General features: G+C 39.0%; 25 protein-coding genes and 1 tRNA gene. 10 read left to right on the top strand and 16 right to left on the bottom strand.

Going from position 1 to position 24,707, the window contains the following annotated elements:
- Window position 1: 1 nt before the first annotated feature.
- The 13 genes from flgL to QZ562_RS09820 form a co-directional block, all read right to left on the bottom strand.
- A complete protein-coding gene (gene flgL / locus QZ562_RS09880; protein WP_293759460.1) occupies window positions 2–1,225 on the bottom strand; it encodes a flagellar hook-associated protein FlgL in 1,224 nt (407 codons plus the stop codon).
- A 19-nt stretch (window positions 1,226–1,244) separates the two neighbouring features.
- Window positions 1,245–3,404 (bottom strand): flagellar basal body rod C-terminal domain-containing protein, encoded by a 2,160-nt coding sequence (locus QZ562_RS09875; protein WP_293759459.1) that lies wholly within the window; start codon window positions 3,402–3,404, stop codon window positions 1,245–1,247.
- Window positions 3,401–4,384, bottom strand: coding sequence for a flagellar assembly peptidoglycan hydrolase FlgJ (gene flgJ / locus QZ562_RS09870; protein WP_293759458.1), 984 nt, complete (start codon window positions 4,382–4,384; stop codon window positions 3,401–3,403). Before flgJ ends, QZ562_RS09875 begins: the two co-directional genes overlap by 4 nt.
- Window positions 4,385–4,403: 19 nt before the next feature.
- The gene (locus tag QZ562_RS09865; RefSeq protein WP_293759457.1) at window positions 4,404–5,513 is read right to left on the bottom strand and encodes a flagellar basal body P-ring protein FlgI; all 1,110 of its coding nucleotides are present in this window, start codon (window positions 5,511–5,513) and stop codon (window positions 4,404–4,406) included.
- 13 nt (window positions 5,514–5,526) lie between these two features.
- Window positions 5,527–6,228 (bottom strand): flagellar basal body L-ring protein FlgH, encoded by a 702-nt coding sequence (flgH, locus tag QZ562_RS09860; RefSeq protein ID WP_293759456.1) that lies wholly within the window; start codon window positions 6,226–6,228, stop codon window positions 5,527–5,529.
- 11 nt (window positions 6,229–6,239) lie between these two features.
- Window positions 6,240–7,028 (bottom strand): flagellar basal-body rod protein FlgG, encoded by a 789-nt coding sequence (gene flgG / locus QZ562_RS09855; protein ID WP_293759455.1) that lies wholly within the window; start codon window positions 7,026–7,028, stop codon window positions 6,240–6,242.
- A 72-nt stretch (window positions 7,029–7,100) separates the two neighbouring features.
- Window positions 7,101–7,844: a flagellar basal body rod protein FlgF gene (locus QZ562_RS09850; protein ID WP_293759454.1), complete on the bottom strand. Its 744-nt coding sequence runs from the start codon at window positions 7,842–7,844 to the stop codon at window positions 7,101–7,103.
- Window positions 7,845–7,982: 138 nt separating this feature from the next.
- Complete coding sequence (flgE, locus tag QZ562_RS09845) at window positions 7,983–9,377, bottom strand: flagellar hook protein FlgE (RefSeq protein WP_293759453.1); 1,395 nt, start codon at window positions 9,375–9,377, stop codon at window positions 7,983–7,985.
- A 14-nt stretch (window positions 9,378–9,391) separates the two neighbouring features.
- Window positions 9,392–10,099 (bottom strand): flagellar hook assembly protein FlgD, encoded by a 708-nt coding sequence (locus QZ562_RS09840; protein ID WP_293759452.1) that lies wholly within the window; start codon window positions 10,097–10,099, stop codon window positions 9,392–9,394.
- A 63-nt stretch (window positions 10,100–10,162) separates the two neighbouring features.
- Window positions 10,163–10,585 carry a flagellar basal body rod protein FlgC gene (gene flgC, locus QZ562_RS09835; protein WP_293759451.1) on the bottom strand — a complete coding sequence of 141 codons (423 nt, stop codon included), beginning with the start codon at window positions 10,583–10,585 and terminating at the stop codon, window positions 10,163–10,165.
- Complete coding sequence (flgB, locus tag QZ562_RS09830) at window positions 10,585–10,986, bottom strand: flagellar basal body rod protein FlgB (RefSeq protein WP_293759450.1); 402 nt, start codon at window positions 10,984–10,986, stop codon at window positions 10,585–10,587. Before flgB ends, flgC begins: the two co-directional genes overlap by 1 nt.
- Window positions 10,987–11,082: 96 nt before the next feature.
- Complete coding sequence (locus QZ562_RS09825; protein WP_293759449.1) at window positions 11,083–11,916, bottom strand: protein-glutamate O-methyltransferase CheR; 834 nt, start codon at window positions 11,914–11,916, stop codon at window positions 11,083–11,085.
- Window positions 11,917–12,005: 89 nt separating this feature from the next.
- On the bottom strand, window positions 12,006–12,929 hold the full coding sequence (locus tag QZ562_RS09820) for a chemotaxis protein CheV (protein WP_293759448.1): 924 nt from the start codon (window positions 12,927–12,929) through the stop codon (window positions 12,006–12,008).
- Window positions 12,930–13,151: 222 nt separating this feature from the next.
- Between QZ562_RS09820 and flgA the strand changes: the two genes are divergently transcribed.
- The 3 genes from flgA to flgN all read left to right on the top strand — a co-directional run bounded on the left by flgA (window position 13,152) and on the right by flgN (window position 14,790).
- Window positions 13,152–13,862 carry a flagellar basal body P-ring formation chaperone FlgA gene (gene flgA, locus QZ562_RS09815; RefSeq protein ID WP_293759447.1) on the top strand — a complete coding sequence of 237 codons (711 nt, stop codon included), beginning with the start codon at window positions 13,152–13,154 and terminating at the stop codon, window positions 13,860–13,862.
- A 125-nt stretch (window positions 13,863–13,987) separates the two neighbouring features.
- Entirely contained in the window at window positions 13,988–14,320 is a 333-nt protein-coding gene (gene flgM, locus QZ562_RS09810; RefSeq protein ID WP_293759446.1) for a flagellar biosynthesis anti-sigma factor FlgM, read from the top strand.
- 41 nt (window positions 14,321–14,361) lie between these two features.
- The gene (gene flgN / locus QZ562_RS09805) at window positions 14,362–14,790 is read left to right on the top strand and encodes a flagellar export chaperone FlgN (protein WP_293759445.1); all 429 of its coding nucleotides are present in this window, start codon (window positions 14,362–14,364) and stop codon (window positions 14,788–14,790) included.
- Between the two features lie 114 nt (window positions 14,791–14,904).
- On the opposite strand, the gene QZ562_RS09800 is transcribed toward flgN, so the two are convergent.
- The gene (locus tag QZ562_RS09800) at window positions 14,905–15,393 is read right to left on the bottom strand and encodes an LPP20 family lipoprotein (RefSeq protein WP_293759461.1); all 489 of its coding nucleotides are present in this window, start codon (window positions 15,391–15,393) and stop codon (window positions 14,905–14,907) included.
- 199 nt (window positions 15,394–15,592) lie between these two features.
- On the opposite strand from QZ562_RS09800, the gene QZ562_RS09795 reads away from it, so the two are divergent.
- The 3 genes from QZ562_RS09795 to QZ562_RS09785 all read left to right on the top strand — a co-directional run bounded on the left by QZ562_RS09795 (window position 15,593) and on the right by QZ562_RS09785 (window position 17,981).
- A complete protein-coding gene (locus QZ562_RS09795; RefSeq protein WP_293759444.1) occupies window positions 15,593–16,753 on the top strand; it encodes a flagellar assembly protein FlgT in 1,161 nt (386 codons plus the stop codon).
- Window positions 16,754–16,820: 67 nt separating this feature from the next.
- A tRNA-Arg gene (locus QZ562_RS09790) sits at window positions 16,821–16,895 on the top strand.
- Window positions 16,896–17,213: 318 nt separating this feature from the next.
- On the top strand, window positions 17,214–17,981 hold the full coding sequence (locus tag QZ562_RS09785) for a hypothetical protein (protein WP_293759443.1): 768 nt from the start codon (window positions 17,214–17,216) through the stop codon (window positions 17,979–17,981).
- Window positions 17,982–18,034: 53 nt separating this feature from the next.
- On the opposite strand, the gene QZ562_RS09780 is transcribed toward QZ562_RS09785, so the two are convergent.
- Entirely contained in the window at window positions 18,035–18,376 is a 342-nt protein-coding gene (locus QZ562_RS09780; protein WP_293759442.1) for a Grx4 family monothiol glutaredoxin, read from the bottom strand.
- A gap of 283 nt (window positions 18,377–18,659) precedes the next feature.
- On the opposite strand from QZ562_RS09780, the gene QZ562_RS09775 reads away from it, so the two are divergent.
- From QZ562_RS09775 to QZ562_RS09760, 4 genes are all read left to right on the top strand, one after another.
- Window positions 18,660–19,241: a Fe-Mn family superoxide dismutase gene (locus QZ562_RS09775; protein ID WP_293759441.1), complete on the top strand. Its 582-nt coding sequence runs from the start codon at window positions 18,660–18,662 to the stop codon at window positions 19,239–19,241.
- A 108-nt stretch (window positions 19,242–19,349) separates the two neighbouring features.
- Window positions 19,350–20,279 (top strand): S-adenosyl-l-methionine hydroxide adenosyltransferase family protein, encoded by a 930-nt coding sequence (locus tag QZ562_RS09770; RefSeq protein ID WP_293759440.1) that lies wholly within the window; start codon window positions 19,350–19,352, stop codon window positions 20,277–20,279.
- A gap of 9 nt (window positions 20,280–20,288) precedes the next feature.
- Window positions 20,289–20,588 carry a VF530 family protein gene (locus QZ562_RS09765; protein ID WP_293759439.1) on the top strand — a complete coding sequence of 100 codons (300 nt, stop codon included), beginning with the start codon at window positions 20,289–20,291 and terminating at the stop codon, window positions 20,586–20,588.
- A 43-nt stretch (window positions 20,589–20,631) separates the two neighbouring features.
- Entirely contained in the window at window positions 20,632–21,735 is a 1,104-nt protein-coding gene (locus QZ562_RS09760; RefSeq protein WP_293759438.1) for an NADH:flavin oxidoreductase, read from the top strand.
- Between the two features lie 107 nt (window positions 21,736–21,842).
- Here QZ562_RS09760 and QZ562_RS09755 read toward each other — a convergent pair whose 3' ends face one another.
- Window positions 21,843–24,572 (bottom strand): pitrilysin family protein, encoded by a 2,730-nt coding sequence (locus QZ562_RS09755; RefSeq protein ID WP_293759437.1) that lies wholly within the window; start codon window positions 24,570–24,572, stop codon window positions 21,843–21,845.
- Window positions 24,573–24,707: the final 135 nt, after the last annotated feature.

The raw sequence follows: 24,707 nt of genomic DNA, 5'->3' as shown, positions 1-24,707 counted from the left end.
TCTATATGTAGTCAAATAATGAAGTGCCTGTTACGCGAGAAAAAGTTGCTTGCGCGGCTTGGAGAGCCGTTTCTTGGCGACTCAACTCAGAAACAGCCTCTGCATAATCCACTTCTTGTATGTTCGCACGCGCTTTCTTGTTTGATATTTCTAAGTCTAAGTTTGACTCAAATACAGAGTCAGTACTGTTTCTTCTAGCACCTATTTTCGAAATAGCATTGGCAACACTCGCCATTGAGTTGTCCACTCCAGCTAACACATCCGATAGACCACGTTCAAAATCACCGTCTGCTATATTTTTATTATTCAATACATTTACAAAATCATTTAATGTTTCAGCAATATTTTTCTTTTGTGGTGGCTCTAATTTAAAATTAACGGTGTCACCAGGCACTCCCGTGATATTGATCTCTAAACCTTTATACAAAAATGCACTACCACTTGAAAAATCTACAGTATCCAACATAACACCCGTACCTACATTGGTTATTTGTGCTTGAGTGGACGACAAAATATTAATTTGAAACTCATTGTTAACCGGTGTAATTGCATCATAATTTGTTTTATGAAATGCATCGAAAGCATTTTGAACCTGCACATTCAACGTAGCATCTGTAGTACCCACAGTGCCACTGATCGAAGGTGTTAATCGAGACAACACATTTTCAAATACTTCAAAGCCTGAATTATTCATCTGCTGGCTTATTGTGTCTGAAATTTGAATCTTGTTCTCACCTCCGTCCCCCTCAAAACTGTACTTATTTCCCACTGCACTGGGATTAAAACCAAATGCAGGTGAAGCAGACTGGTACCCTGCGAAAATATACTCTCTAGCTGAATTTTGACTATTCATTAGCTCAAACAATTGATCTTTAATTTGATTAATTTCAATGGCAATCGCTTCTCTATCATTTGCACCCACTATACCATTTCCTGACTGGAGCATTAATACTCGCGCACGGTCCATGCTTGTGTTGACACTTTTAAGCACCGTTTCTTCCTGCTCTAGGCTGTTTACTAGTAAGTTACTGTTCTTTTTATACTGATTTATTTGTTCAATTTCTTCAGTCAAGCGTATCACTTGCGCTGCACCTATAGGGTCATCTGATGGGCGTAACAATTTTTTACCGGATGACAACTGTTGCTGAACATCTGACAAACGTGATTGACTGTCTAATACTGATTGAATACTTCGGTCGTATAATTGTCCTGTAGATATGCGCATAATTTACCTAGTCTTTCCTCTACCGAGTAATGCCAAGAATGGTATTAAACAAATCTTGTGCTGTAGCTAATAATCTTGCCGCTGCCGAATACGATTGCTGGAATTTAACCAAGTTAGCGGCTTCTTCATCTAAACTCACCCCAGAAACCGATTCGAACCAGTCCTTTGATTGAGATTTAAGCGCATCGGATGCCTGTAGGGATATATCCGCACTAGATGTTTTTTGACCGATATCGCTGACTATGTTTCCGTAAGCTTCGTGAAAACTAATTTCCTGACCTGAGCCAGAGTTATTAACCTGCATAAGGTCCTGATTTTGTAAATTTCCTACTGCTAAACCATTGCGATTATCATTTAAACCGTCGGTGTTATAACCAATAGCAAAACTATCACCAGCCTTGGGCACACCTTTTAAAGACAATTCGAAGCCAGGGTAGTCGTTTAATGCACTAAATGCTGCAGGCCAAGGTGGCCCTGCACCCGCGATTTCAGCTTGAGCTAATAAGTTATTTAAATCAGACGTACCAGACACAACCGTAATGATAGTTCCGGCACTGTCTAACACTTGGTATTCATCACTAGCTGTAAATAAAATTTGAGCAGGAGAGCCCACACCTCCAACTCCAGTGGGTGCATTGCCAGGACCATGGACACCGCCCATATTATCAAAACCAGAGGCACGATTATCAGCAAAAGTATTGTCAATAAATACGTTAGTGACGGCACTAGAAAACAACTGTGCATCGCCTAAATTATTAATATTTGCATCTACACGTATAGGGGATGCGAGCGCTAAATCTTCAGGCCTTGTCATGACCACTTCAATACGATCAGCAGTATCTTTAGTTGGTTGTAGTAAAAATTGATCGCCCGCGGTGTAACTTGCGCCACTTGCAAACTCAAGTTCAATACCACCAATTATCGATGTAAACGTATCTGACTGTGCATTTATGCCAAAGTAATTTTGAGTAATAGGGTTACCACTTATATCCTTTACCGGTGAGCCGTCTGTGTTTAAGGCTGCCACAGTAATATCTAATGTGGGTGGCGCACCTGCAACCACGTTGTTGATTGTTACCGAATAATCGGCACTACTTACTTTACTTCCTTCACCCTCAGTAAAACGTCCAATAACAGAACTATTAGGGTTAATATTATCTGAATAACTTAATCCTACAAACTCAGGTAATGAAAAAATATTACTACCCAGTTGTTGGTCTAAATCCATTCCCTGGCGGTTTTGAGTATTTAAAGATTCTGCTAAAGCGATAGCTATTTGTCCCAGCTCTCTGCGGCTAGTTTCAAGAACTTCATCTCGATATCTAAATAACCCACCCATAGTTCCGCCTAACTTCGTTTCCCGAACATTTAAGGTTGTTGGACTGCCATTATTGCTAGTAAGTTCTAACGACTTGTAACTTAAATCCGCATCACTGTTAACTTCAAAAATATTAAATGAACCATCTTCCAACACAAGTGACTCGCCTGTGCTTAAGTTAATCATCACCGCACCATCGTTTTTGCCGCTATTGCGGACATCAATAGACACTAAACTCGCTAATTCTAAAATGGCATTGTCACGTTGATTTTTTAATGTGCTTGGTTCGTCATATCGATTATTGGCTTGAGTAACACGGATAGAGTTATTTAGATCTGAAATGGACTGTACGACTGAGTTCAACTTGTTAATGTTAGAGCTAACTTCAATATTAAGCTCTTCTTCTTTGTCTCGTAAAAATCCAGAAAGCGTCCCTACTTGCTCAACTAAAGACTCAGCTTCACTCAACACCAATTGTCTACTAGAAGTATTTGTTGGATCATCATTAGCTGTTTGTACGGATGCAAAAAAGCGGCTCATGCTGGCAGAAACACTATTTGCCTCACTAGCAAATACGTTATCTATCGTAGAGGTTTTGTTATAAAAACTTTCGTGTTCGCTTTGTAACGTAGTATCACGGCGCAATTGATTTTGTGCAAAAACATTGATCACTCTTTCTGTGTTAGAACGTCCTACACCTCCGGATATGGCACTATCGAAGGAGGTGCGCTCACGGACAAAACCTTCAGTGTTGACATTGGAAATATTATTTGCAGTTGTATTTAAAAGCTTATTACTAGCATCTACCCCGCTTTTTGCAATAGAGAATAAGTCTGCTGTTCTGCTGCTGCTGGTAATCATTCTATATTACCCGCAGTGTTCAACAGTTCTGCTGAGTAGCGTTTTAATTGCTCGCCTTCAAACACATTAATAACTTTATTTGCATACTCAGGATCGGTGGCATAACCTGCTTTTTGAAGTTCTGAAAAGTAGTTCAGTGGGGACTGACTTTGATTGACGGCTTCATTATATCGTGGGTTTTGTTTCACAAAACCCACGTAATCTTGCATCGAGTCAGCAAACGAATCGTAGACTCTAAAGGGGGCTTTTTTTGTAGCTGCAACACCCTTTTCAAACTCAATTGTGTCGACCATCGCTCTATCACCTTGCCAGCGGCGATCTGCTTTAATACCAAACAAGTTATGCGAGTTTTCCCCAGAAGTGTTATGGATCATATGCTGGCCCCATCCGGTCTCAATAGCAGCTTGTGCCAACAAAGCTTTAGGATCAATGCCTAGCTGTTCGGCAGCTTTTTGTGCAGCTGGATAGAGCTGTTCGATAAAAGACTGTGCGTTTTCAAAAGCTGCAGTTTTAAAAGATTGAAAGGTTTTTATTGATTGTTTGCCCAATATTTCATTTTGAGCTCTTTGTGTACTGGAGATGGTATTACGATTGATACTGGATAGATTACCATCATTTCGCAAAGCACCCGCAGGCATATACCCATCGCCTGTTTTACCCAACTGACGTACAATAATATCGGCTAAACCAATACTACCATTACTGGCTAAATCACTGGCTATTTGTGTATCATGCATATCTCGGTAGAATTTAACTTGCTCCGAGTTAAATGGGCTGTCTTTGTCTGCCATCACATCTTGCGCTTTACGCATAGATTTAAGCATCATTTGAACGAAAATAGCTTCAAATTGTTTGGCAGCTTCATCTAATGCCTTACTGTCGCCACTTTGAGCTGCACGGCGTAACTCATCTAAACCTTTTATATCATTAGCATTTCTTGATAATTCAAGTGGGCTTTTAGTGATGAATGACTGTTCCATATAGGTATCCTCTATATACTTAAATAACGACTAAGTCACCTTGCAGAGCGCCCGCTTCTCGCAAGGCTTCCAAGATAGCCATTAAGTCACCAGGGGCAGCGCCTACTTCATTTACCGCTCTAACCAGCTCGTCTAACGTAACGCCAGGGTTAAAGTTAAACATACGGGTATCATCTAAATTCACGTCAATAATAGATTGTGTTGTCACCACAGTTTCACCATCAGCAAATGCATTAGGCTGCATAACAACTTGATTTTCAGCAATAGTTACCGTGAGTCCACCATGAGTAATCGCTGCAGGTAAAAGTCGAACATCTTGCCCAATCACTATTGTGCCGGTCCGACTGTTAATCACCACCTTCGCCGAAGCCCTAGCGGGTGTAAACTCAAAGTTTTCAATGGTGGCAAGAAAACCGACCCTTTGACCAACTCCTCTGGGCGCAGTCACTCTGACGGATGCAGCATCAATAGGGGTAGCAATAACATAACCCTTGTCGGGGTCTGCTCCTAGGCGTGAGTTAATCGTATCAGCCAAAATTTTAGCAGTTGAAAAATCTGGGTATTTCAAATTTAGTGTTAAAAAGTCACTCTCCATAAAGCCACTTGGTACAGCACGCTCTACCAGCCCACCATTAGCGATACGTCCAACAGTGGGAGTGTTAACCACTATTTTTGAACCATCACCGCCTTCTGCGCCAAATCCACTCACGACTAAGCTACCTTGCGCAATGACATAAACATTGCCATCCAATCCTTTCAAGAAAGTTTGTATCAAGGTACCGCCTTGTAAACTGGCAGCTTCACCAATAGATGAAACAGTCACGTCTATCGATTGTCCGGGTTTGATAAAAGGCGGCAAAAGGGCATGCACAGCAACGGCGGCAACATTTTTAATTTTTGGCTTGACGTTGCTATCTAAACTGATACCAAAATTTGATAACATAGTCCGGAAACTCTGCTCAGTGAATGGGCTTTGTTCACCCGTCCCGGGTAACCCCACAACCAAACCATAACCGACTAACTGATTACTTCTCACTCCTTGAACAGTGGCTAAATCTTTTATTCTCTGTGCATAAGCCAGAGGTGCTAATATCAAACTGATTACCATCAGGCTAATAACAAACTTCATATAATTCTCCACGCTAAAACGGCCAATATTCAGATGAGAAAAAGCCACTTAACCAACCTTCCTTTTGTGCTCTATCAAAACTACCCGTGCCGCTATATTGAATGCGAGCATTAGCAATTTTGGTTGATTCTATTTCGTTAGTTGGGCTTATATCATCAGGGCGAACTACACCTGTTAGGCGAATATATTCATCACCATTATTTAAGGTAAGCCATTTTTCGCCTCTAACCAGTAAGTTTTGATTGACCAATACTTTTACTACTGTCACTGAAATAGCCCCGGTTAAATTATTACTTTGATTAGCAGAAGCATCACCTGTGAAATCATTCTTTGCATCCAAACCCAATTGTATAGACTCACCACCGAGGTTGATCGCATTTCCACCTAGACCTAATATCGGGTTGACCGCAACACCGGTTTCTTTCGATGTACTGGTACCTGACGATTTAGTCGCTCGGGTGTTCTCTTGCAGATTGACAGTAATGATGTCGCCAACACGACGTGCTTTTACATCCGAATAAATACTATTAGCCATATCAGGCTGAAAAATAGAGCCGTTTTCGATCACTCTTTGTCGCGGCGTATCAGGCATAATAGGTGCGTAAAAAGGGTCATTCGGCAATGGTTCATGGCTAGTGGTAGATTGACAGCCACTCAACAGCATGATGCCTAAACATATATATAAAAATTTATGTACCGTTAAAAAGGTTATCACTTTTTTTCTCACTAAAGCTGCTGAATAACCTGACCCAACATCGAGTCAACGGCTGAAATTACCTTTGAATTCATCTCATACAAGCGCTGACTCTCAATCAAGTTAACAAGCTCCTCCGTAACGTTTACATTTGAAGTTTCAAGCGCTCCTTGAATTATAGTGCCAATACCCTCCAAACCCGGAACCCCTTGAATGGGCGCTCCACTAACAGCCGTTTCGACATACAAATTTTGCCCACTTGGTTGTAAACCTGTTGGATTGATAAAATCAGATAGACTAATCTGTCCTAATACTTGTGGATCAACTTGACCTCTAACTGAGGCCGACACCTCGCCATCTTGAGAAATAGTTAATTGTTGAGCGTTCTCAGGCACAGTGATAGCTGGCTGTAATAAAAACCCAGCACCTGGTGTGACAATTTGTCCTTGATCATTGAGAGTAAATTGACCATTTCTGGTGTAAGCGGTACTGCCGTCTGGTTGCAAAATTTCAAAAAAACCTTTGCCTTGTATCATCATATCTAAGGAATTTTCGGTAGTGAGCATGTTGCCTTGGGTATGTGCTTTTTGTGTTGCGACCACTTTACTCCCAGCTCCTAACATCAAGCCCGAAGGAAGTTCTGTATCTGCTGAAGAACGGCCACCTGGTTGATTAATGTTTTGATATAGTAAGTCTTCAAAAATAGCTCGGTCTTTTTTAAATCCTACAGTACTAGCGTTTGCCAAGTTGTTGGATATAACTGCCACATCAGTTTGAGCGGCATCTAAGCCTGTTTTACTTATCCACAATGCTGGATGCATAGATTGTCTCCTAAAAATTCATCTGTTAACTTATTTGCTAACGTTTGTGATCATCATTGCACAACAACTATCTTAAATAATGCGCAGCAATTGGTTTCCACGTGTGTCGATATCTTTTGCTTGCTTCATCATCTTTATTTGCATTTCATAATGTCGTTGCAGGCTAATCATGTTGACCATTTCTTCTACAGGATTAACATTACTGCCTTCAAGCACACCGTTACGTACACTAACAAGCGCGTCTTCTTGAGCTAATTCGCCACTTTTCAGTCGAAACAGACCATCTGAACCCCGTTCTATATCTCGTACATCTGGGTTCACAAACTTTAACTTACCCACTTCTTCCAAAACACTTGCAGGTGCACCTTGAGGTTGAACTGAAAGAGTACCGTCATTGGCTATATTGATATTTGATAAAGGAATAGGCAAAAAAACTGGTCCAAAATCGCCAATAAGAGTGTTGCCATGAGTATCTTTAAGTTCACCGTTAGGACCTAGTTCAAAACTACCATTACGGCTATAAGCTTCATTTCCTTGCGCATCTTGAACTGAAAACCAACCTTCACCTTGTATTGCTAAATCCAACTCACGACCGGTTTGTATCATAGCGCCACTGGCAAAATTATTAGCGGCATTTTCTGTCATAGAAAACACGCGAGTAGGCAAACCTTCGCCGAAAGCTGGCATGGCACGAGCTTGTTCAAGCTGAGCCTTAAACCCAGTGGTTTGAGCATTAGCTAAATTATTCGCACGAACAGATGCGCCGAGTAAGTCTTGTTTAGCGCCACTAGCGGCGATGTACAGTAGTTTGTCCATGACAATATCTTGACTTTGTTGAGTCTTAGTTAATATGTTTGCAAGTTAGATGCCATTTTATAATTTTAACCGTGTACTAATCAGACATAAAAAAGGCTGCTCGAAAGCAACCCTAAAAGTTTACAAGTGAGCTTGTTTTTAACGAATATTCAATATTGTCTGGTTTAGTTGGTTATTGATTTCCAATGCTCTTGAGTTAGCTTGGAAATTTCGCTGGGCAATGATCATATCAATGAGTTCGGTAGTTAAATTGACGTTTGCCTGCTCGAGAGCGGAAGAATTGATTTCACCGTAGGTACCTGTAGTAGCCTCGCCTGCCAGCGCTTCACCCGATAAGATACTTTCTTTCCATTGCGTACCACTTTGTTGAATAAGACCTTGGTCATTAGCAAAGCTTATCATTGCAACCCGCACTATAGGTTCTGAAGTTCCGTTTGAATAAGTCGCTCTAACTAATCCGTCTGGTCCTATGTCAATTCCAGTTAAACGACCTACAGGTAATCCATCTTGTTCTAAAGAAGTGACTTCAAAAGCAGAAGAATATTGAGTGGGTTCATCGGGTGTGGAGTTATTAACATCTAATGCGAAATTTGTAGAAATAGTCTGTGTAGGATCTGAGCCGTTAATAAGTATTACATCGCCTAGAGGTTCAGAAACAACATTTCCAAGTGGGACATTAGCACCATCTGCATTTTGAATTCCTATAAAGTCACCACCATTGCTAAATTGCATTCTAAATCCAGCAATGATGTTGCCTGATGTTTCACCAACAACATTATCACCTGCTGTTGGTATAACACCTATTACATTTCCTTCGGTATCTACGGGTTTATCATCAATATAAGTGACCCCCACCCATTCGTTCCTTGGAGGATTAGCTGAAACTGCTGCCGAATCTTTCATAAAATAATATGTTTGAACATGACTCTCACCTAACGTATCGAAAATTGTTACCGAGGTTGCCGAGTTGTATGTATTGGGATCATCGGGATCAAATAAGTCTACATCAACCGGTTGTGAACCAGCAGGTAAATTCATTTTTAATGAGACTTCAGTAGTTTCTTGGGGAGCACCCGATGAGTCAGGGATGCGCACAGGTATGGTGGTGCTTAAAGCGACTGAAGAAGAACTACCGTCTGGATTAACTGGAAAACCCAATAAATTGTTTCCTGATGAACTCACCACAAAGTTGTCTGAATCTAATTTAAACTGCCCTGCTCGGGTAAAAGAAAAGTCTCTAGAAGTGATGTTAGGTATGGTACCAAAAAAACCATTTCCTGTTATCGCTAAATCTAGCGAGTTATCAGTAAACTGTAAGCTACCTTGAGTAAATTGCTGAGCTACTTCTTGAGTGATTACACCATCGCCTACTTTATTTTGACCACTAGCCATCAAGGACTGGGCAAACACATCACCGAACTCAGCACGGGACTCTTTGAAACCCACTGTGTTGACATTTGCAATGTTATTAGCCGTTGTATCTAAGTCTTTTTGCGCTGCTGAAACGCCACTTAAAGCTATATTAAAAGACATTTTTATTTCTCCTGTTAACCACCGATTTGAAGGACTGAGTCGAGCTTGACGCTAACGTCACCATCCAAATTAAGAATAATACCTTGGCTACTACCAGCTAAGCTGACACTGTCTACATGCCTGTTTATAGCGGTGACGAGCGTTTGTTCTTCACCATTTACTTTACCTTGCGCTTTTACTACATAATCGCCGGGCGGCAATTGATTGCCTGTGGAGTCTTTGCCGTCCCAATTAAATTGGACATTACCTGAGTTTTGAGTACCTGCATCGATAACTTTTAGAATTTCGCCAGCTTTATTCTCAATTGTAATGCCTAATTCTTGCGTGGTTCCATTAATTATTACCACACCACTGATTCCGTCACCCTTCTGTGAAATGTGTCCGGTACTGGTTGGCATTAATACTTGCTGACCAATCAAACTAGAAGCTTGCAGAGCCTGGCTAGATGTCATTGAACTCGCAAAGTCAGTAAACTGAGTATTGAGTTGCTCGATACCGTCAGCCATCGTGAAACTAGTCATTTGCGCCACCATCTGATCATTGTCAACCGGCTTAGTAGGATCCTGATTAGCGAGTTGTTCTGTCAATAGCGAGAAGAAGTCTTCTTGGGTCAGACGTTGATTTTCGTTGCCAGCGTTAGCACGTTCTTCATCTGTTATTTTTCCATCTGGATCCCTTTGCCAATAAAGATTACTATTTAAATCGTTTGATAACGTATTCACAATGTTTCCTTTGAACCCTTCAGGCAACTAGCCATCTATGATTTCTGTGGTCAGTTAATGCGGCTACGAGCCTTGTCCCAGTCTTAGCACGCGCCTGAAAATTCGTTTGGTGGTATCTGCCACCTGTACATTGGTCTCATAGGCTTTCGAAGCGGACATCATATTAGCCATTTCTTCTACAATATTGACATTAGGCTTGTAGATATAACCATTATCATCTGCCATCGGGTGGCCTGGACTGTATTCAATTTGAAGTGGTTTTGCACTTTCAACTATTCCTAATACTTTAACTCTAGAACCAGGGCTTTGCTGGCCTGACGCTTGATCTAATGCTGATGCAAATACAGGGTGACGTGCTTTATAGGTTTGGTCATAACTGCTACTAACACTGTTAGCATTAGCTACATTACTTGCAGTAGTGTTTAAACGGACACTTTGCGCACTCATACCTGTACTGGCGATGTCCATTACATTAAATAAACTCATTATTGCTGACCGCCTTTAATCGCTTTTTTCATACCTGAAATTTTACCATTTAGAAACTCCATGCCAGCTTGATAACGTAATCCATTATCTAAAAAAGAATTTCGTTCAACCTGAACATCTACCGTATTACCATCTCCTGTATCAGGTTGATTTGTTATGCGAAATTTCAGTTCTCCAGAACCTTGCACGGAACCTTTTATATGATTGTCATGAGTACGCATCAAACTTTTACCGCTAGGTTGTTGTGCACTTTTCATCACTTGTTTAAAGTCAATATCACGGGCTTTATATCCCGGTGTATTAGCATTAGCTAGATTGCCTGCAATAACTTCCATTCGTTCGGTACGAACTTGCATTGCTTTTTGATGGAATCCCATCAATTTATCTAAGTTGATAGCCATAAACTTCTCCTATTATGAAATAGAACAAAGCAAAGGTTGTGCCACAGGCAATAATACAGGCGAGTAAAAAAAGAATGGAGTTACTAAAGGGACGTTTTATATAGGTTTTTTTATATAATAGAGGCCTGGATTACATCTAACCATGACAAATTTATCGGTTAAACCAGAAATTGATTCAGATGCACCTAGGAACAATATGCCGTCGTCTTGCAGGCAGGCGGCAATTTTTTGCAGTATTTGTCTTTTAACTTCATGAGAAAAATAAATTAATACATTACGACAAAAAATGATATCAAATTTACCAAGAGAAGAGTAACTGTCTAATAAGTTAATAGACCTAAAGTTAGCTAGGGCTCTAACTTGCGACTTTATTCTCAGATTACCATTATTCCCAGGTTCAAAAAAATCTGATTTAAATTGTTTTGGTAAACCTCTAGAGATAGCTAATTGGTCATATTCTGCAATCCTACATCGCTGTATCATTTCTTGTGAAATATCAGTTCCAACGATCTCGACACCAGCACAAAATGCGTTTGGTCGTTGTTTTTTAAAGTTTAGGGTTGTCATAGCAATAGAGTAGGCTTCTTGTCCCGACGAACAAGCAGCACTCCATACACGCATAGCTGTTTTTTTATTAGAAAACTGATTAAGTATCGAGTTTTCTAGCAGTCTAAAAGGATAATCATCACGAAACCATAGGGTTTCATTGGTTGTCATTGCTTCTACAGCAGCAGTTTTATGTTGTAGATTACCTTTGACTACAGAGTCTATAAATACGTTAATAGACACACATTTAAATTGCTTAATTATGGGGGTTAAACGGCTGCGAACTAAATATTGTTTATTATCTCCTAAAACAATGCCACAGGCTTTTTCAAGAAAGTGGCTAAATGAGATATAGTGATTTTGATCAAATTCTATATCCGTCACTTAATACTCACTAGTAGCAAACACTTGCAATCTCATATACAAAAACATCCTTTATTTAACTATTTGAAACAACAATTTTCTAACAAATGTTAGACGTTACCAAACCATTTTTGAACTGAAGTAGCTAATTCATCAGGATGAAACTTAGCAATAAAATCATCCGCTCCAACTTTTTCAACCATTGCTTGATTGAACACACCGCTTAGTGACGTATGTAAAATGACGTGTAATTTTTTTAACTCTGGCGTACCTCTAATTTCAGCAGTCAGTGTGTATCCATCCATTTCAGGCATTTCAATATCTGAAATCAACACTCCCACTTTATCAGTAATGTCGCCCGTTTCAGCAGCGATTTCCTTCAACCTATTTAAAGCTTCAAGACCATTTTTTGCTAATTCAATTTTTAACCCGAGCGAAGAAAGGGCTCGTTTAACCTGATTTCGTGCCACTGAAGAGTCGTCTGCAATAAATATAATTTTTTCAAGTTTATTTTCTACTTTTATTCTGCTTGCGACATCTTCACTTAAATCGGTGTTAGCTGGAGATATCTCATTTAGGATTTTTTCTACGTCTAAAATTTCTATTAATTCATCTTCAATTTGAGTAACTGCGGTTAGATAACTAGCACGACCACTACCTTTTGGTGGCGGCATGATAGATTGCCAGTTTGTATTGATAATACGCTCGACTGAACCCACTAAAAAACCTTGTACTGAACTATTATATTCGGCAATGATAATAAATGCGGTGCTTAAGTCTTCAATTTTTTTACCCCCTACTGCCAAACTCATATCAATGACGGAAATAGTTTGGCCACGAATATGGGCAATACCTCTAACTAATTTATTTAATTTAGGCATAGACGTTAATTTTGGGCACTGTAATACCTCACGCACTTTAAATACGTTAATCCCAAATCGCTGTCTTGAATTGAGTTTAAATAACAACAACTCCAATCTGTTTTCACCGACTAGTTGTGTACGTTGGTTGACCGAGTTAAGAATTTCAGACATATATGTCTCCAGTACAAATTAAAAGCGGCGTAACTTTTGCTTACGTCTTGCTTGTGTAGAGTTAGATTAAAACTATTTTGTTTAAAACAGCAACAAATTGACACTTTACGTAACTCATTGACTGGCTGCGCAATATTAATAATTCAATTTCTATTATAGCGTCTAAATATTGACGCCCAGCGCATTCGTTAATGTGATTTAGACAATAAAAAATAAGTGAATATGATTAAATTACACTATTATCAAGCATTAGCTATACCGATCGCAATAATTACTTGCTTATATACAGATATAACGGCGGCAAATGAAAAAAATTTAGTAAAACAGCATTTAATAAGTCAGGCGGAAGGGTTTGTTTTAAAACAACTCAATCCTAATCTTGACAAAACCATTAATGTGGCAGCGATGCCCATAGACGATAGAGTTCAAATACCAGCATGTGAAACTCATCTTATATTCTCTGCGAGTGCTGAAGCGCTCAGTCAGTCGAATATTTCGGTAAAAGCTGAATGTCAAAACAGCAATTGGTATATGTTTATGGTAGTAAAAGCCATCGAGACTCAACCTGTTGTTATCATTTCTAGCGCTGTCAGTCCCGGAACGTTGCTGACCACGGATAATCTTAACGTAATAAGTATGAACAAAAAACGTTTAAGAAGTAGTACATTTGATGACATTGAAGATGTTGTAGGTGCAAGGATTAAACGTCGGGTATCAGCTGGCAGACCTGTTGATCCTAAAAACCTGTGTTATGTGTGCAAAGGAGACAGGGTGACTATTTCTGCAGGCACTACTAACATGATAGTTAAAACCACTGGAATAGCGTTAGAGGACGGTCGTATGGGCGAAACGATTCAAGTTAAAAATAGGCGTTCAAATAAAAAAATATATGCGCGCGTTTCAAGTACTGGTCAAGTTGAAATTAATATGTAACACGGCCAATGAGCGCAAGCTATTATTACTATTAAGTTAGTGCTGAAAATTATTTTTTTTGCTAAAGTATCAAATAAGTTTGCCGATAACAATAATTGAGGCAATAAAGGGAGTGTGTATAGATTATGTCTATCAATAATATAAACAATGGAAGCCCAAAAGCCTCTATTGAAAACCAGAAGTTTATTCAGCATCAGTCCTTGAATAATGACACTGCTCAACAATCTGACGCGCAAAAAAAAGCGACGTCCATCGTACGTCAGGATTCAGTTTCATTAACATCATCAGCTCAGCAACTTAGCCAAGTTCAGAGGAAGGGTGTTGAAGCCCCAGTTAATCAAGAAAAAGTTGAAAGGTTTAAAAAATTAGTTGAAAGTGGTGATTATAAAATCAACCCTGAGTCGATGGCATTGAAAATTTCTACATTAGAATCAGAACTATTTGGTACTAGGCTATAAAGACAGCATACTAGTGATTGTCTTAATCTCTGAGAAAAATTATGTCTGAATTAAAAAAAGAAATTACAAGTCAACATAGCCTATTACTTGAATTACAACATATTCTTGAATCAGAACTTCACCTTATTAGTACTAGAGATGCAGAATCACTTATCAACTTGCTAAAAACCAAAGAAGTTCTTTTAGACTCTGTTCAACAACAAGATTCACTAATTGCTAGCTTGTACGCAAAAGCAAGTCAAGATGAAAGAGATGACGAAGAACTTTCTTCGCTATTCGATGAAGCGAAACTAATGGTCACTCAGTGCCAATTTCGTACTAAAATAAATCAAACCGCTGTAGAACAAGGACAATTGCGCTTAGAACATTTGCGTAACCTATTGTTAGAGTCAAGAGCAAAAGAATCAATGACTTATGATAAAAGCGGTCGTACTCAAGGTGGAAATTCTGGGGGTGGGATCAGCGCTTAGCAACAAACATTTGATTAAAAGAGCCTTCTAAATCATCAATTCAATTAAATCTATTAATAAATTTCTTCAATGAATTAACCACATATGTTTTGATGGTTACAACCAACAACAGTTCTAAAAATAGTGAACTTTTTTAACGCGTTTTGGTCTTGCTGTTGATAGATAAAGTTCGTTTACTAATCTAAAGTCTAACTCTAGCTCAGTCGCGTACGTGTCATTCCCTACCGGGTAACTCTTTATCACTTTTGCGCCCCGAATTACCCCTTGAACTGAACTTTCTAAACGAGTGTTTTGTATCACTAAACTTTCTAGGGACTGATTACTTTCGACTTTCTGCCCGTATACCTGCTCTGTTAATTCTCGATATGCATCTAGCTTCGATGCTTTTATTGCCATTAACATTTTACTAGACTCACTTGATCCTTTTTGTACCGATATCGGTGCATAACCCACGGCGGTAATAACCGGATAAGATTTTGGCGCAAGAGTCTCCCACTCAACATGCTTATTGATTAAACCTGAACAGCCAACCAAACAAACACTTAACATTAATATAAAGCTTAAATGTCGATTACTTTCTTTATTAAATCTTAATATATTCATCATTCGTCTAAGACCTTAACTTTTACTAAATAAATAGTATTATCATAATTGTAAGCAAGCAATAACCGTACCTAAAAACATAACTGTCAAGTAGGTATGATTTGTGCTTGTACAAAATTAACATAAACATAATGGAAAAGCGGCTTGAAATTTGAGGACGTATGATCACAAAATTCACTTTACACATGTTGGAAGATAAATGATTCAAGTCAGTAGAATTATAAAAATAACAAGTATGTTGATGTTACTCGTCAGCAGCCATTCAGTTCTGGCAATTTGGTTTGAGGCCACAGGCCAAGCAATTATTAATAATGGTGAGAAAGAAGCGGCACGTCAACAAGCAACTCAAGAAGCCATCAAACAAGCGTTGCTGTTTTCAGGTGCATCAGTCAAAAGTATTCAGTCTCTGACCAATGGTTTGCTTGAAGACGACCGTTTTGAAATTCGTGCTTCAGGCGAGGTTAATAACATTGAATTAATCAATGAAATTTACAACGACGACTATGTGACTGTTTCCATACGAGCTGATATATTTCCACAAGACGCATTATGTTCTGCTTCAGATTACAAAAAAAATATTGTGACTACATGGTATAACATCAAAAAACGGCAACAAGCTGCCGTTGGCAACCTTTACGACTTTGGCAAAGTGATAGCTGAAAAAATACAACAAGAAACACAAAACTATTCGAAATATTCAATAATAAACCGAGTTGAACCTTACTATTTAAGTCCCTCAGTTCAAGAAAAGAAGACAACAGCTTTCAGTCTTGCGAGAAAGACAGATGCTCAATATGTGCTTTTTGGAGAAATAGTTGAATTTGGTGTAGAAACATCTATAACGTCAGGTTTGTCGTTTTGGAGAGGCGAACAGAGTAAGCGAAATCTTGAGTTATCTTTTTCAATGTACGATGGCAACACAGGTGAAAAGGTTTTTCAAAACACACAAAATATTTCAACACTCTGGAATTTTGATCCACATAAAGTGATAGACAGCAACAGTCGGAAATTGTGGAACTCATCATTTGGATTGGAAACCGAAAAGGCCATTCAACTAGTTGTGCAGTCTTTAGATGAGGCCGTTAGCTGCTTACCGACATATGGACAAGTATTAAAGGTTTCAGGTGAAAACTTAATTATTAACATTGGCGAGCACAACGGTGTTAAACAGGGAGACAAATTAACCTTGTTTCAAATGAATCAATTTTATGATGCCCAAAATTTTTCACACAGACAATACCAACTTCATCCAGAAGAGGTCATGGTTAGACAGGTATTTTCCGAGACTGCCGTGGTTGCTTCAGTAACCGGTGCACATTTGGCTAATATTCAACCAAACGATTTTGTAGCGCGAAGATAAAAACAATAGAGGGTTTAAATACCGTCTCGGCTAGTACATAATGTTCATAGACTATCGCAAAATAAGTGTCCCCGTAGTTTAATGGATAAAACGAGGCCCTCCTAAGGCTTAGATCTTGGTTCGATTCCAGGTGGGGATACCAAATTAATTCGAAATTACCATGTAATATTCATAATCAAGTATCTATATCCCAGTTATATTGAGTGTTAATTTTATTCAAGGTCTAAATCGAGATGTCTAATACCAAGCTTCCAATATATTCCTTATCAAAGTATTCTCCTAATATTGCAAAGACATATCTCAGACTTGGGTTCTATCAATTAAAACTTAAGAAATAATCTTTCATTACTGCGTGCCAAATAGAAGTCACCGACGCAGCCTTGAAACGCGTATTTTGAGGTGGTTTGAGTATAGATAGCTATGTATAATCAGTTTCAAATCAACTTATATAAAGAATTACATGGCGACTGATCCCTTAGATGACATGCCAAGAATAAGGCTAGAGAAAGATGACTTGGAGTCCTTTCATCGAACTAGGGCACAATCAAGCAATAAAAGTTCAAAAAAAAGTAACTTGCCAGATAAGTCAACTAACAAATCAAACTCACCATCATGGTTTGCTTTTTTGTTTTTACTTATTATTGTTGTTAGTGCATCAAGTTATTGGTCTTTTGAACAATATAAAGCATTACAACAAGCTCAAAACCGTATCACAGACTTAGAAAGCCGCCTTTCTGCAACAGGAGAAAATATGGACCAGTCAGCTGCGGCTTTACAAATCAAAGTATCTGAACTGAGCCTTAAAACCGAAGACTTATGGGGCCAAATGGATAAACTTTGGGCTTCCGCTTGGCGACGTAACCAAAGTGAAATAGGTGTGTTAAATAAAACAGTCATGGCTGTAAAAGCATCAAGTGAAAAGAGTTTAAGAACAGTGAGCAGTGAAACTACGGATAACAATACGATTATCGGTTTAGTTAAAGAGCAATTAGAAAATCAGGCCAATTTACTCAAACAATTAAACGATAAATTGGGGCAGAGCAATAATGTTGATGCTAATTTTGAACAGCAGATTGCAAGTCTCCGCGAAAAGCTCATATCGACTGCTTTAGTTAATAATAATTTAACCAATCAAGTTGATGTTTTACGTAGAAGAGTATCTGTTAATGAAAAAAAGGCGAACGAAATAAAAATATTACCAACACCGAAGATTACGCCTATTCAATAATAGGCAGAAAAAATAGAGCGAATAACCGCTCTATTTTCAGATTATATTCTAAACTACTCAGCAGGAATTTCATCAGCTCTTTTCGCTGCAGACTCTTTTATTAAAGTCTGTAGCTCGCCTTGCTGTGTCATTTCCATAATGATGTCACAGCCGCCAACTAATTCACCATCAACCCATAGTTGAGGAAAGGTTGGCCAATCTGCATATTTAGGTAACTCTGCTCGAATATCAGGGTTTTGTAAAATATCTACATAAGCAAACTGCTCGCCACAAGACATCAATGCCTGAGTAGCCTGAGCAGAAAAGCCACAGTTAGGTAGTTTAGGTGAGCCCTTCATATACAAAATTATAGGATTTTCTTCAATTTGCTGCTTAATTTTTTCAATAGTGTCCATAGCGGCTCTCATTTAAAATTGTAGTAACTACGATCTGGCGATAAGTTTAGCGTTTTCAACTCAAAATTAATACTCTACTGATCTTTTGTTTGATCGTTTTAGTAAATTACTTACTCATAATTAAGTTACTTTGCACTTGAAAAACATAATCAAGACGCAATATATGACTGTAATTGAATAAGTTCTAACGAATAAAAAATCTTTGCTTTTACATTGCTATGTAAAGTAATAGCATTCATTGGTTCTGAATTAAATTATACATCACCCTTTACGGAGAAATAACATGGCTTTTGAATTACCAGCACTTCCTTATGAAAAGAACGCGCTAGAACCACATATCTCTGCAGAGACTTTGGAATATCATTACGGTAAACACCATGCCACTTACGTAGCTAAATTAAACGGTTTAGTTGAAGGCACTGAAATGGCGAGTAAAAGCCTAGAAGATATCGTAAAAAATTCTGAAGGTGGCGTGTTCAACAATGCGGCACAAGTCTGGAACCACACATTTTACTGGAGCAGCCTTAGCCCAAATGGCGGCGGCGAGGCAACTGGTGCCTTGGCCGACGCAATTAATGCCAAGTGGGGATCTTTTGCAGATTTTAAAGCCGCGTTAAATGATAAAGCGGTGAACAACTTTGGCTCTAGCTGGACTTGGCTAGTTAAAACAGCTGACGGTAGCTTAGATTTAGTTAACACCAGCAACGCTGCAACGCCTTTAACCGATCACAACCTAACACCTCTTCTTACTGTCGATTTGTGGGAACATGCATACTATATTGATTATCGTAATGCTCGACCTAAGTATCTTGAAGGTTTCTGGGCTCTAGCTAACTGGGATTTTGCCGCGGCAAACTTCGCTTAATAGCACACTATCCAAAAAATAAATAATAGCCCTGTTAATCAGGGCTTTTTTTTTGCTAATTTTCATCAGACAATGATATTCAATTCAATACTATATATTTAGGATCCTATGTCAGTCACCAAGATATTTTTCGTCATAGCTATGGCGTCGTACTTACAATTTTCACAACTTGTTTTTGCTAGCGGAAACGGCATAGTGGTTTTCCAATCAGATTTTGGTTTAAGTGATCAAGCTGTATCTGCAATGCACGGAGTAGCATTAGGAGTTGATAAGAATCTGAAGGTAGAAGATTTAACACACGAAATTCCTGCCTATAATATTTGGGAAGGTGCATATCGATTGGACGCTGTGGTTGATTTTTGGCCAGCTAATACAGTATTTGTCTCTGTTGTTGACCCAGGTGTAGGCAGTCAAAGAAAGTCAGTAGTATTAAAAACTAAATCCAATCATTATTTTGTCACACCAGATAACGGAACGTTGACCCTAGTAGCTAAACGTTTAGGCATTGCCGAAGTGCGAGAAATAGATGAAAAAGTTAATCGATTAAAAGGCAGTGAAGCATCCCATACTTTTCATGGTCGTGATGTCTATGCCTACACAGGCGCACGTCTAGCAGCAAGCGAAATTAATTTTGAGCAAGTTGGGCCTAAACTAGTAGCGGAAGTGTTTAGTATTCCATTCGAAGCAGCACGTATCGACACCAACAAGTTAATTGGCGGCATTCCCATATTAGATCCCGCTTATGGCAATGTATGGACTAACATCCCTATGTCATTATTGCTGGAACTTACAAATTCCAAAGACTATGCAAACCTTTATTCACAAGAATTTTTAGTTACCGTCACGCATGCAGATAAACTAGTTCTATCTAAAATAATAAGTTTCGAACGTTCCTTCGCTGGCGTTAGTGAAGGACAGCCTTTACTTTATGTTAATAGCCTAGAAAATTTAGCGTTGGCACTCAATCAAGCTAATTTTGCCAAAAAATTTGATATACAAGCTGGCGGTGAATGGCGCATTGAAATTGTCACTAAATAAAGAATCATAATGACCTTACAACAAAATAACCCATTACATGGTCTGACGTTACAGTTCATACTTGAGACGTTAGAAAAGCAACTCGGTTTTGAAATAATGAGCCAACACGTCAAGATAAATTGCTTTACAAGTGAACCTTCGATTAAATCTAGCTTAAAGTTTCTCCGTAAAACACCTTGGGCAAGAGAAAAAGTTGAACAGCTGTATTTATCCATTATTAAGACCCCAGCTAGTCAAAAGGCTAAGGAACCAACAGGAGCATTTGTTTGGCCAGATATTACTAAAGATAATCCTAATAAAAAAACCTAACCAATCTTTATTGATGTATACCACTCAATCGAAGGAAACCTGAATGAGTAAAAATGTAAACTCACTTTTTAAACCTTTTAACTTAAGAGATTTATCACTTAAGAATAGAATTGCTATGGCTCCCATGACACGAAGCTTTTCACCTGAAGGCATTCCATCAGAGGATGTGGCAAGTTATTATCGGCGCCGTGCAGATGGCGGCACCGGATTAATTATTACCGAAGGCACAACAGTTAACGATCCTGTTGCTACAATGGATGGAAAAATACCCCAAATACACGGCCAATATCCTTTGGCGGGTTGGGAAAATGTGGTCAAAGAAGTACATGCAGTTGGAGGCAAAATTATGCCTCAATTATGGCACGTTGGTATGGCACGTAATCCCACAAAAGCCCCTTATCCTGAGTTACCTAGTGTTGGACCTTCTGGTCTGTTATCACCAGGCAAACAGGTGGCAGAGCCCCTTACCGTGGTGCAAATTCATAACCTGATAGAAAGTTTTGCCAATGCAGCCGCAGATGCAAGACGTGTCGGTTTTGATGGTATTGAAATACACGGTGCTCATGGTTATTTACTAGATCAATTTTTCTGGAGCGGTACCAACCAGCGGACTGATGAATGGGGCGGTAGCATGAGTAATCGTGGGCGTTTTGCAGTAGAAATAATTAAAGCTATACGCGCGGCTACTGGCCCTAACTACCCTATTCTTTTTCGTTACTCGCAGTGGAAACAGCAAGATTACAGCGCTCGTTTGGCAGAAACACCACAACTTTTAGAGGAATTTTTAGCGCCACTTAGCGATGCTGGTGTAGACATTTTTCATTGTTCGACTAGACGTTACTGGGAACCTGAATTTGATAGCAATGACTTAAACCTTGCTGGCTGGACTAAAAAAATTACAGGCAAACCAACAATGACCGTAGGATCTGTTGGTTTAAATGGTGACTTCTTTGGAGCATTTTCAGGTAAGAGTTCTACTACCCGTTCGATAGATGATTTACTGGAGCGTCTTGATAAAGGTGAGTTTGATTTAGTCGCTGTAGGACGTGCCTTACTGCAAGATCCACAATGGCCAAACAAAGTCCGCCAAGGAAATATGAACGAACTAGAAACCTATTCAGGCGACGCATTAGCGACCCTATCATAGTTTAAGAAAACACATAAAAAAGCGCCCATTCATTAAGGGCGCTTTTTATTCAGTTGGGTCGATACGGTCTATCTCAATCTGACCTAATCCAATAAGACTTCAGTAAATTAGCCTTCCACCTTACTCATATCACCAGCTTTAATAATCGAAAAGTTTTCAAGTTTTAGATATTGATTCATCACACGTTTGACGTCATCAGCAGTTAGAGTGGCAAGTCTTTGCTCATAAGCTTTGTTCCACTGCATCGTTCTGTCTGTTAGCAGGTTACGACGTAAAGTACGAACTAATTCTGTGTCTTGTGCACGACTCACTTTTTTGCCTTGCAGCAGTCCAGATTTAGCATTTTCAATTTCTTCATCAGTAAAACCGTCTTTTAACATGCGACTTAGCTCTTCCTTAAAACCCACTTCGACCTTAGCTAGATTTTGTGGCGCACAAATCGCGTAAGCACCTAAGGTGGACTTACTATCTTCTGAATTCATATTTATAAAAGAACCCGCACCATAACTTAACCCCTCTTTTTGTCTTAATCTTGTAGCCAAGCGGCTATTCAAGAATCCACCACCAAATATATAGTTACCCAACTCCAATGCCACTGCATCATCACTGTTTTCTCCAACAGGCAACATAATCGCTGCAACAAAGGTAGCGTTTTCTTTATCAGGTGTATCAAAATAAGTAGGACTTGCCGCTACTTTTATATATGGGTCTTCTACCCGTGTATAAGCACTCTTAGATTTCCAACTAGCAAAAAGGGTTTCTAGGTCAGTTTTGATTTGAGTTTGATCAAAATCTCCAACAACACTAATATTCATATATCTGCCGCCAAAAAATTTATTATGAAACACTTTTAAATCACCTAATTTAAGATTATGAATACTCGCAAGGTTTTCCTCAAACGTTGGTTGGTAGTTTGGATGACCCTTTTTATAAGGGTTCTGCTTACGACTGTATTCATTGAATGCTAGTCGTTGTGGATCTTGCAATTTTTGTTCAATGTCCACTTTTAAAGTTGATTTATATTGATCAAATTCTGTTTTATCAAATCCAGGATCACTCAGTACCTTATGTGTTAGGACTAATGCTGCTGACAAATTTTCACTAGTCGTAGTGATGTTAACCACTAATCCATCCACACCACCAGAAATACTTACCTGCGCTTTTAATTTATCGAACTCATCCTGTATGTCTTGACGTGATAATTCGCTGGTTCCTCGCATTAACATCGCGCTGGTTGCATCACCAATACTGCCAAGGTTATATAAACTTTTTTCAGTACCCATGCTCATCATAATAGAAGCAACCACAGATTCACCACGCGTCTTTTTAGACAATAACGATAACTTAGTACCGTTACTTAGCTGAGTAACAACAGTACGTAAGTCTATATTATCAAATGAAGGTTCAAACACTTCACCGGCAGCAATTTTTGCACGACCTTGGTAGTCTTTAACCATATCGTTCACACTTGCAACAGCCGGTATCTCTACACGAGCCGGTTCATCTGTTGGGATAAAGTGCCCAGCAGTTCGATTGTTGCGCTGCAAGTAGGTATTTGCTACGCGTTGCACATCTGCGGTAGTAATTTGTTCAATTCTGTCACGATGTAAAAAATATAAACGCCAATCACCCATACCTAGCCATTCACTAAGATTTAATGCAATCCGCTCCGATGAATTAAAAGATAACTCAATATTTTTCAACAATTGACGTTTTGAACGTTCCACTTCTTCATCTGTAATAGGCTGAGTACTCAACTCTTCAAGCACCAAAACCATGGCATCAGATACACGGCTTAAGTCTGCTTTTTTATCTACTTCTGCAAAATAAATCGCTAAGCCTGGCTCTTGCCACTGAAAATTAAAGCCGTAAACACGACTGGCTAATTCTCCTTCGACCAACGCTTTGTGCAAACGGCCACTTGGGGTGTCACCTAATATTTGACTCAATACATCAATAGCGGCGTAATCTTCATGAGAGCCAGCTGGAATATGATAAGCCGCGCCTGTCATTTGTATGTCACCGACACGTCTGATGGTGACACTTTTTTCGCCATCTTGCGCAGGTTCAGCTGTATATAAAGGCCTGATCACTCTTTCTGGTTTGGGGATTGGTGAAAAGTATTGATCCACCAATGCAAGCATATCAACTTCTTCAAACTTACCCGCCACAATAAGGGTCGCATTGTCTGGCTGGTAATACATTTTGTAAAAAGCTTGTAACCTATCGATTGGGACATTCTCTAGATCAGAACGCGCGCCAATTGTTGATTTACCGTAGTTATGCCACATATAAGCCGAAGCAGCCATTTTCTGTAAAGTAATGCGAAATGGACTATTTTCACCGCGTTCAAACTCGTTTCGAACCACTGTCATTTCGCTATCGAGATCTTTTTTGGCAATAAAAGAATTGACCATTCGATCTGATTCCATACTCAAAGCCCAGTTAATATTTTTTTTGTTAGCTGCAAAGGTTTCGAAATAGTTGGTACGGTCAGTCCAAGTGGTACCGTTAGGGCGGGCACCATGAGAACTCAATTCAGCAGGGATATCTTTATGTTTTGGGCTACCTTTGAATACCAAATGTTCCAATAGGTGAGCCATACCAGTTTCACCATAGTTTTCATGTTTTGAGCCCACATGATATGTGACGTTAACGGTTACTGTTTCTTTAGTTTGGTCTGGGAACAACAAAATGCGTAAGCCGTTAGCAAGATAATATTCACTTATTCCTTCAACTTCGTTCACTTTTTCAAACTTTTCATTGGCAAAAACCAAAGATGATGCATCTAGAGCAACACTGAGTAATGCGCCAATGATGAATGGGCTTTTTAACATTCGTTTTCCTTATAATTGTTTTAACAACGACAAAAATGTGGCTAATTAAACTTAACTATCACAATAAATGACTTTGAATACCAAAACAATTGGCCTAAATATTTATTTAGGTAAATTATCATGTATGAATAATTG

The organism is uncultured Paraglaciecola sp. (genome assembly GCF_913058035.1).
In the GTDB taxonomy this organism is placed as follows: Bacteria; Pseudomonadota; Gammaproteobacteria; order Enterobacterales; family Alteromonadaceae; genus Paraglaciecola.
The sequence above is the reverse complement of the archived record's forward strand: the minus strand, read 5'-3'. Positions and strand labels throughout refer to the sequence as shown.

Excerpts from the sequence above, each read along its gene's own strand:
- flgL (WP_293759460.1), bottom strand. The coding sequence starts at position 1,225 with ATGCGCATATCTACAGGACAATTATACGACCGAAGTATTCAATCAGTA.
- QZ562_RS09875 (WP_293759459.1), bottom strand. The coding sequence starts at position 3,404 with ATGATTACCAGCAGCAGCAGAACAGCAGACTTATTCTCTATTGCAAAA.
- flgJ (WP_293759458.1), bottom strand. The coding sequence starts at position 4,384 with ATGGAACAGTCATTCATCACTAAAAGCCCACTTGAATTATCAAGAAAT.
- QZ562_RS09865 (WP_293759457.1), bottom strand. The coding sequence starts at position 5,513 with ATGAAGTTTGTTATTAGCCTGATGGTAATCAGTTTGATATTAGCACCT.
- flgG (WP_293759455.1), bottom strand. The coding sequence starts at position 7,028 with ATGCATCCAGCATTGTGGATAAGTAAAACAGGCTTAGATGCCGCTCAA.
- QZ562_RS09850 (WP_293759454.1), bottom strand. The coding sequence starts at position 7,844 with ATGGACAAACTACTGTACATCGCCGCTAGTGGCGCTAAACAAGACTTA.
- flgE (WP_293759453.1), bottom strand. The coding sequence starts at position 9,377 with ATGTCTTTTAATATAGCTTTAAGTGGCGTTTCAGCAGCGCAAAAAGAC.
- flgC (WP_293759451.1), bottom strand. The coding sequence starts at position 10,585 with ATGAGTTTATTTAATGTAATGGACATCGCCAGTACAGGTATGAGTGCG.
- flgB (WP_293759450.1), bottom strand. The coding sequence starts at position 10,986 with ATGGCTATCAACTTAGATAAATTGATGGGATTCCATCAAAAAGCAATG.
- QZ562_RS09820 (WP_293759448.1), bottom strand. The coding sequence starts at position 12,929 with ATGTCTGAAATTCTTAACTCGGTCAACCAACGTACACAACTAGTCGGT.
- flgA (WP_293759447.1), top strand. The coding sequence starts at position 13,152 with ATGATTAAATTACACTATTATCAAGCATTAGCTATACCGATCGCAATA.
- flgM (WP_293759446.1), top strand. The coding sequence starts at position 13,988 with ATGTCTATCAATAATATAAACAATGGAAGCCCAAAAGCCTCTATTGAA.
- flgN (WP_293759445.1), top strand. The coding sequence starts at position 14,362 with ATGTCTGAATTAAAAAAAGAAATTACAAGTCAACATAGCCTATTACTT.
- QZ562_RS09800 (WP_293759461.1), bottom strand. The coding sequence starts at position 15,393 with ATGAATATATTAAGATTTAATAAAGAAAGTAATCGACATTTAAGCTTT.
- QZ562_RS09795 (WP_293759444.1), top strand. The coding sequence starts at position 15,593 with ATGATTCAAGTCAGTAGAATTATAAAAATAACAAGTATGTTGATGTTA.
- QZ562_RS09785 (WP_293759443.1), top strand. The coding sequence starts at position 17,214 with ATGGCGACTGATCCCTTAGATGACATGCCAAGAATAAGGCTAGAGAAA.
- QZ562_RS09780 (WP_293759442.1), bottom strand. The coding sequence starts at position 18,376 with ATGGACACTATTGAAAAAATTAAGCAGCAAATTGAAGAAAATCCTATA.
- QZ562_RS09775 (WP_293759441.1), top strand. The coding sequence starts at position 18,660 with ATGGCTTTTGAATTACCAGCACTTCCTTATGAAAAGAACGCGCTAGAA.
- QZ562_RS09770 (WP_293759440.1), top strand. The coding sequence starts at position 19,350 with ATGTCAGTCACCAAGATATTTTTCGTCATAGCTATGGCGTCGTACTTA.
- QZ562_RS09765 (WP_293759439.1), top strand. The coding sequence starts at position 20,289 with ATGACCTTACAACAAAATAACCCATTACATGGTCTGACGTTACAGTTC.
- QZ562_RS09760 (WP_293759438.1), top strand. The coding sequence starts at position 20,632 with ATGAGTAAAAATGTAAACTCACTTTTTAAACCTTTTAACTTAAGAGAT.
- QZ562_RS09755 (WP_293759437.1), bottom strand. The coding sequence starts at position 24,572 with ATGTTAAAAAGCCCATTCATCATTGGCGCATTACTCAGTGTTGCTCTA.